Raw genomic sequence first — 6,769 nt, forward strand, 5'->3', positions numbered from 1 at the left:
GGGCGTGAATCGTCACGGGCGTGTCATCCGCAGGACATCCAGCGCCTCGTCGAGCTGCCGGAGCGTCAGATCCCCGCGCTCCACGTACCCGCCGTCCAGGACGACCTGCCGGATCGTCGACCGCTCCGCCAGCGCCTTCTTGGCCACCTTCGCGGCCTCCTCGTACCCGATGTACTTGTTCAGCGGGGTGACCACGGACGGCGAGGACTCGGCGTACTCCCGGGCGCGTTCGCGGTGCGCGACGATCCCGTCGACGGTCCGGTCGGCGAGCAGCCGGGAGACGTTGGCCAGCAGCCGGATCGACTCCAGCACGTTCTTGGCGATGACCGGCAGCATCACGTTGAGCTCGAAGTTGCCCGCCGCGCCCGCCGTGGCCACGGTCGCGTCGTTCCCGACGACCTGCGCGGCGACCATCAGCACCGCCTCCGGGATCACCGGGTTGACCTTGCCGGGCATGATCGAGGAACCCGGCTGGAGGTCGGGCAGGCTGATCTCGGCCAGGCCCGTGCGCGGCCCCGAGGCCATCCACCGCAGATCGTTGGCGATCTTCGTGAGGCCCACCGCGATGGTCCGCAGCTGGCCGCTGGTCTCGACGACGCCGTCCCGCGCGCCCTGCGCCTCGAAGTGGTCGCGCGCCTCGGTCAGCGGCAGCCCGGTGACACGGGCGACCTCCTCGATGACGGCGGCGGAGAACCCGGGCGGCGTGTTGATGCCGGTGCCGACGGCCGTGCCGCCCAGCGGCAGTTCGGCGAGCCGGGGGAGCGAGGCGTTCAGCCGCTCCACGCCGTACCGCACCTGGGCGGCGTACCCGCCGAACTCCTGACCCAGGGTGACGGGCGTGGCGTCCATGAGATGGGTGCGCCCCGACTTCACGACGTCGGCGAACTCCTCGGCCTTGCGGGTGAGGGAGTCCGCGAGGTGCTCCAGCGCGGGGATCAGGTCGCGGGTGACGGCGGCGGTCGCGGCGATGTGGAGGGAGGAGGGGAAGACGTCGTTGGAGGACTGGGAGGCGTTGACGTGGTCGTTGGGGTGCACGTCCCGGCCCAGGCGCTCGGTGGCGAGGGTGGCGACGACCTCGTTGGCGTTCATGTTGGACGACGTCCCGGACCCGGTCTGGAACACGTCGACGGGGAAGTGCTCGTCCCACCGGCCCTCGGCGACCTCAGCGGCCGCTTCCTGGATGGCGTCGGCGATGTCCGGGTCGATCACTCCGAGCCGAGCGTTCACCTTCGCCGCGGCCCCCTTGATGCGCGCCAGCGCCTCGATGTGGGCGCGCTCGATGCGCTGGCCGGAGACGGGGAAGTTCTCGACGGCGCGCTGCGTCTGGGCCCGCCACTTGGCGTTCGCCGGGACGTGTACCTCGCCCATGGAGTCGTGCTCGATGCGGTAGTCGCTCATGCCCGGTACAGCGATCGGGGCGGCCGGGATGTTCCGCGCGCCGCGCCGCCGGGCGTCGTCCGGCAGGAGACCCGGGTCCCGCCGGGGCGGCGCAGCGGGCGGGGGCGCTCTCGCGCCGAGCAGTCGAGCAGGGGCACCCCGCACGCGCCGAAGACCGTCGAGCCGGGCGACCCGGACGACTCCGCCGTGTGCGCCGGCTGACCGGGTCCCGACCGGACGACGACGCCCGCCCCTGCGTCTCTCAGGGGCGGGCGTCCGTCACGGGATCACACGCGTCACACCAAACCCGGCCCCCGCACCGGAATCGACGTGAACGTCGGCGCCGGCGCCGGATCCTGGAAGAAGTCGTTTCCCTTGTCGTCGACGACGACGAACGCCGGGAAGTCCTCGACCTCGATCTTCCAGACGGCCTCCATGCCGAGCTCCTCGTACTCGACGACCTCGACCTTCCTGATGCAGTCCTGGGCGAGGCGCGCGGCCGGGCCGCCGATGGAGCCGAGGTAGAAACCGCCGTGGGCCTCGCACGCGTCCGTGACCTGCTTGCTGCGGTTGCCCTTGGCCAGCATCACCTTGGAGCCGCCCGCGGCCTGGAACTGCTCGACGTAGGAGTCCATGCGGCCCGCGGTCGTCGGCCCGAAGGAACCGGAGGCGTAGCCCTCGGGAGTCTTCGCCGGACCCGCGTAGTACACCGGGTGGTCCTTCAGGTACTGCGGCATCTCCTCGCCCGCGTCCAGCCGCTCCTTGATCTTGGCGTGCGCGATGTCGCGGGCCACGACCAGCGGACCGGTCAGCGACAGCCTGGTCTTGACCGGGTGCTTGGTCAGCTCGGCGAGGATGTCGTCCATCGGCTGGTTCAGGTCGATCCGGACGACGTCGGACGACTCGTCGAGGTGCTCGTCCGTGGTCTCCGGCAGGAAACGCGCCGGGTCGGTCTCGAGCTGCTCGAGGAAGACGCCCTCGGCGGTGATCTTCGCGACGGCCTGGCGGTCGGCCGAGCAGGACACGGCGATGGCGACCGGGCAGGACGCGCCGTGCCGGGGGAGGCGGACCACGCGCACGTCGTGGCAGAAGTACTTGCCGCCGAACTGCGCGCCGATCCCGATCTTCTGCGTCAGCTCGAAGACCTTCTCCTCGAGCTCCTTGTCCCGGAAGCCGTGCCCCAGCTCGGAGCCCTCGGCCGGGATCTCGTCCAGGTAGTGCGCGGAGGCGTACTTCGCGGTCTTGAGCGCGTACTCGGCGCTCGTGCCGCCGACGACGATCGCCAGGTGGTACGGCGGGCAGGCGGCCGTGCCCAGCGAACGGATCTTCTCCTCCAGGAACTTCATCATGGAGGCCTCGTTCAGGACGGCCTTCGTCTCCTGGTAGAGGAAGCTCTTGTTGGCCGAGCCGCCGCCCTTCGCCATGAACAGGAACTTGTAGGCGCCGCCGTCGGTGGCGTACAGCTCGATCTGGGCCGGGAGGTTGGAGCCGGTGTTCTTCTCGTCCCACATGGTCAGCGGGGCCATCTGCGAGTAGCGCAGGTTCAGGTTCAGGTACGCGTCGTAGATGCCGCGGCTCAGCGCGGCCTCGTCGCCGCCCTCGGTGAGCACGTTCTGTCCGCGCTTGCCCATGACGATGGCCGTGCCGGTGTCCTGGCACATGGGGAGCACGCCGGCCGCCGCGATGTTCGCGTTCTTCAGCAGGTCCAGCGCGACGAACTTGTCGTTGGCGGAGGCCTCGGGGTCGTCGATGATGCGGCGCAGCTGCGCGAGGTGGGCGGGGCGCAGGTAGTGCTGGATGTCGTGGATGGCCTCTTCGGCGAGCTTGCGCAGCGCCTCCGGCTCGACCTTGAGGAACGTCCGCCCGTCGGCCTCGAAGGTGGAGACACCCTCGGAGGTCACCAGCCGGTAGGGGGTGGTGTCCTCTCCCATGGGGAGCAGATCGGTGTACGCGAACTCAGGCATCTCGCCCATTCCTCACTCGGCAGACGGCGCCCGCCTCCATCGGCGGGCGCCCACCAGCGTAGAACCTGCCGTGGACGGCGGGCCTGTGAGGTAAGGCTCAGTGCCCCGTGGGAGGCTCCGCGGGGACCGGCCGACCGGGGGTATCGCGATCTATCGTGTTTCGGTACGCTGCTGTCGTGGACCTTCAGAAGCAGAGCAGCGCGCCCGCCGCCCCCACCACGGCCTCCGCCCCGGCCGCCGAGCTGCGCGCGTCCGACGCCGACCGTGACCGTATCGCCGACATGCTGCGCGAGGCCCTGGCAGAGGGCCGTCTGACGGCCGACGAGCACGCCGAGCGCGTCGACGGCGTGCTGGCCGCGAAGACGGTCGGCGAGCTGGAGGCGTTCGTCCGGGACCTGCCCGCCGCACACGAGCGGCGCGCGGCTCCGGCCTCCGCCCCCTCCCGGCCCACCGTCGGCGCGATCCCGGCCGACCCGGACGACAGCGTGGTCGCCGTCTTCAGCAGCGCGGTCCGCCGCGGGCGCTGGCGCGCGGGCCGGCGCATCCACGTCTACGCGGTCTTCGGCAGCGTGGAGATCGACCTCACCGAGGCGCTCTTCGAGTACCAGCAGGTGGTGATCAAGGCGATCTCGGTCTTCGGCAACGTGGAGGTCCGCGTCCCGGAGAACGTGTCGCTGCGCGGCACCGGCGGCGCGGTCCTCGGCAGCTTCGAGGTGGACGCGCTCGACTCCCCCCAGCCGGACGCGCCGGTGGTCTACGTCGACGGCTGGGCGGTCCTGGGCAACATCGAGGGCCGGCCCAAGCGCGGCAAGCTCGTGGCGGACATCCTCGACCGTGTTCAGCGCAAGGTCGACAAGGGGCTGCGCAGACACCTGGACCGCTGACGGACGAGAATGCGCCATCGCCCGGACGGCGGTGTCCGGGGCCGTGAACCCTGTGCATAGGCGCGCGTACAGCGGGTAGGCCTTGCTGCATCGTCGCTCGCTCGCGAAGCCGTCGTCAGGAGTAGACCCGTGCTGCAACCGCCGCATTCGTCCCTGCAGGTCGCCGCTGTCCCGGCCCAGCGGGTGCCAGCGCGCGACAGGGACCAAGACGCTCCCTGGCATACCGAGGCGGTGTGCCGCCGGGACGAGGCAGGTCTGTTCTTCGCCCCCTCGAAGGAGCCCACGGCCGCCCGGCTGTCGCGCGAGGAGGCGGCGAAGCGGGTCTGTGCACGCTGTCCCGTGATGGTGGAGTGCCGCGAGCACGCGCTGCTGCAGCCCGAGCCCTACGGCGTCTGGGGCGGCCTCACCGCCGCCGAGCGCCGCGTGGTCCTCGCCCGGCGCCGCCGTCGTGACGTCGAACTGCAGAAGGCGCGGGCGGCGGGCCGCATAGCCCAGGCCGGTTAGGGCCGGGCCCTCGCCCGCTCCGGCGCCGTCGTCCCCGGCGTCGTCCTCAGGCCTGATCGGTCGGCCTGATCCGGCGTGCGGGTCCGTCGTGCGCGTCCGTCGTGCGGGTCCTGGGTCCGGTGGGTCCGGGCCGGTGACGAAGTGCGGAAGGGGCGCCCCCCTCCGCACCGGGGGGCGCCCGTGGACCGGGATCGAGCCGCTTCTGCGGGGCGGAGCTACTTCGCCCGGTCGAAGTCGACGGCGCTGTAGGCCCGCAGCTTGCTCAGCCTGTGCTCGGAGTCGATGCGCCGTACCGTTCCCGACTTCGACCGCATCACGATCGAGTCGGTGGTCGCGGTCTCCGAGCGGTAGCGGACCCCGCGCAGCAGTTCGCCGTCGGTGATGCCGGTGGCGACGAAGAACACGTTCTCGCCGGTGACCAGGTCCTCGGTCGTGAGCACCCGGTCGAGGTCGTGCCCGGCGTCGACCGCGCGCCGCCGCTCCTCGTCGTCCTTGGGCCACAGCTTGCCCTGGATGACGCCGCCCAGGCACTTCACGGCGCAGGCCGAGATGATGCCCTCGGGCGTGCCGCCGACGCCGAGCAGCAGGTCGATGCCGGTGCCTTCGCGCAGGGCCAGGATCGAGCCGGCGACGTCGCCGTCGGAGATCAGCTTGATGCGCGCGCCGGTCGCCCGGATCTCCTCGATGATGCCGGCATGCCGGGGCCGGTCCAGGATGACGACGGTGACGTCCTCGGGCGTGGACCGCTTGGCCTTGGCGACCCGGCGGATGTTGACCTCGACGGGCGCGTCGATGTCGACGAACTCGGCCGCCTCCGGTCCGGTGACCAGCTTGTCCATGTAGAACACGGCGGACGGGTCGAACATCGCCCCGCGCTCGGTGGCGGCGAGGACGGCGATCGCGTTCGGCATGCCCTTGGCCGTCAGCGTGGTGCCGTCGATCGGGTCGACCGCGATGTCGACCTCGGGCCCGGTGCCGTCACCGACGCGCTCGCCGTTGAAGAGCATCGGGGCTTCGTCCTTCTCGCCCTCTCCGATGACGACCACGCCGTTCATCGACACGGTGGACACGAGGGTGCGCATGGCGCGTACCGCGGCGCCGTCGGCGCCGTTCTTGTCCCCGCGTCCCACCCAGCGGCCCGCCGCCATGGCGGCGGCTTCGGTCACCCGGACGAGTTCCAGGGCGAGGTTGCGGTCGGGGGCCTCGGAGGGGACGTCGAGTTCGGACGGCAAGTGATGATGCTCGGTCATCGGAGCGCACCTTTCTGACTGATACGACGACGGCCGGATGAGGGTTCGATGCCCGACTCTATCGTCAGTCCGACAAAATGAGCAGGGGACCCCACGGATGAGCGCGCCGGGCACCTGCGACGATAGGGGGCGTGGCAGGTTCGAACGGCAAGCAGAAGACGGCCCGGGACATGATCCTCTCCCTGGGACTCATCATGATCGCGGCGTGGGTCATCTACCTCTTCGTCCCGCACGAGGACCGCGCTCCCGACGTCAAGCGGGTCGACTACCGCGTCGAACTCCTCACGGCGCGCCGCGCGGCGTCCTACCCGGTGGCCGCGCCCGAGGGCCTGCCCGGCACGTGGAAGGCGACCTCGGTGCGCTTCAAGGGCGACGCCTTCGACGCCTGGCACCTCGGTTTCCACGCCCCCGACGGGGAGTACGTGACCATCGAGCAGTCCACTCAGCGGCGCTCGCAGTTCATCGACGAGGCCAGCCAGGGATCGACCGAGACCGAGGTCACCGAGCAGATCGGCGGCCGCACCTGGACCCGCTACACCGGCGGCCGCTACGACGCGCTCGTGCTGAAGGGCGCCGACGGTTCCACCACGGTGGTCGCGGGCACGGGCGGCTTCGGTCAGCTGTCGACGATGGCCGGTGCCCTGAAGCTGGCATGAGCGCCCCCGAGCGCACGCGTGAAAGGGCCCCCGGTGTGGCGAATTCCAGGGGTCGTTGCAACACAGTGATCAACTGGCTGTGGCCAGGAGCTTAGCGAGGCGCTCGGCTGGGGTTTCCCAGCCGAGCGTTTTGC

Annotated in this window: 6 protein-coding genes; 3 read left to right on the forward strand and 3 right to left on the reverse strand. The window is 71.0% G+C overall.

Annotated features, from left to right (window positions below; all coding sequences use genetic code 11):
• Positions 1-12: 12 nt before the first annotated feature.
• Positions 13-1,398: a class II fumarate hydratase gene (locus IE239_RS21205; RefSeq protein ID WP_190150918.1), complete on the reverse strand. Its 1,386-nt coding sequence runs from the start codon at positions 1,396-1,398 to the stop codon at positions 13-15.
• 275 nt (positions 1,399-1,673) lie between these two features.
• Positions 1,674-3,341: a fumarate hydratase gene (locus IE239_RS21210; protein WP_190150919.1), complete on the reverse strand. Its 1,668-nt coding sequence runs from the start codon at positions 3,339-3,341 to the stop codon at positions 1,674-1,676.
• Positions 3,342-3,517: 176 nt separating this feature from the next.
• Here IE239_RS21210 and IE239_RS21215 point away from each other — a divergent pair, with 176 nt between their 5' ends.
• Complete coding sequence (locus IE239_RS21215) at positions 3,518-4,225, forward strand: DUF1707 SHOCT-like domain-containing protein (RefSeq protein ID WP_190150920.1); 708 nt, start codon at positions 3,518-3,520, stop codon at positions 4,223-4,225.
• Between the two features lie 129 nt (positions 4,226-4,354).
• Positions 4,355-4,729 (forward strand): WhiB family transcriptional regulator, encoded by a 375-nt coding sequence (locus tag IE239_RS21220; protein ID WP_069768104.1) that lies wholly within the window; start codon positions 4,355-4,357, stop codon positions 4,727-4,729.
• Between the two features lie 215 nt (positions 4,730-4,944).
• Here the strand turns inward: IE239_RS21220 and glpX are convergent, their stop codons facing one another.
• Complete coding sequence (gene glpX / locus IE239_RS21225; RefSeq protein WP_190150921.1) at positions 4,945-5,979, reverse strand: class II fructose-bisphosphatase; 1,035 nt, start codon at positions 5,977-5,979, stop codon at positions 4,945-4,947.
• Positions 5,980-6,110: 131 nt separating this feature from the next.
• Here glpX and IE239_RS21230 point away from each other — a divergent pair, with 131 nt between their 5' ends.
• Entirely contained in the window at positions 6,111-6,635 is a 525-nt protein-coding gene (locus IE239_RS21230; RefSeq protein ID WP_190150922.1) for a DUF4245 domain-containing protein, read from the forward strand.
• Positions 6,636-6,769 lie beyond the last annotated feature (134 nt).

Source organism: Streptomyces humidus, from assembly GCF_014649655.1.
GTDB lineage: Bacteria > Actinomycetota > Actinomycetes > Streptomycetales > Streptomycetaceae > Streptomyces > Streptomyces humidus.

Bases quoted from the DNA above. Each gene is read 5' to 3' on its own strand.
- IE239_RS21205 (WP_190150918.1), bottom strand. From the start codon at position 1,398: ATGAGCGACTACCGCATCGAGCACGACTCCATGGGCGAGGTACACGTC.
- glpX (WP_190150921.1), bottom strand. From the start codon at position 5,979: ATGACCGAGCATCATCACTTGCCGTCCGAACTCGACGTCCCCTCCGAG.
- IE239_RS21210 (WP_190150919.1), bottom strand. From the start codon at position 3,341: ATGCCTGAGTTCGCGTACACCGATCTGCTCCCCATGGGAGAGGACACC.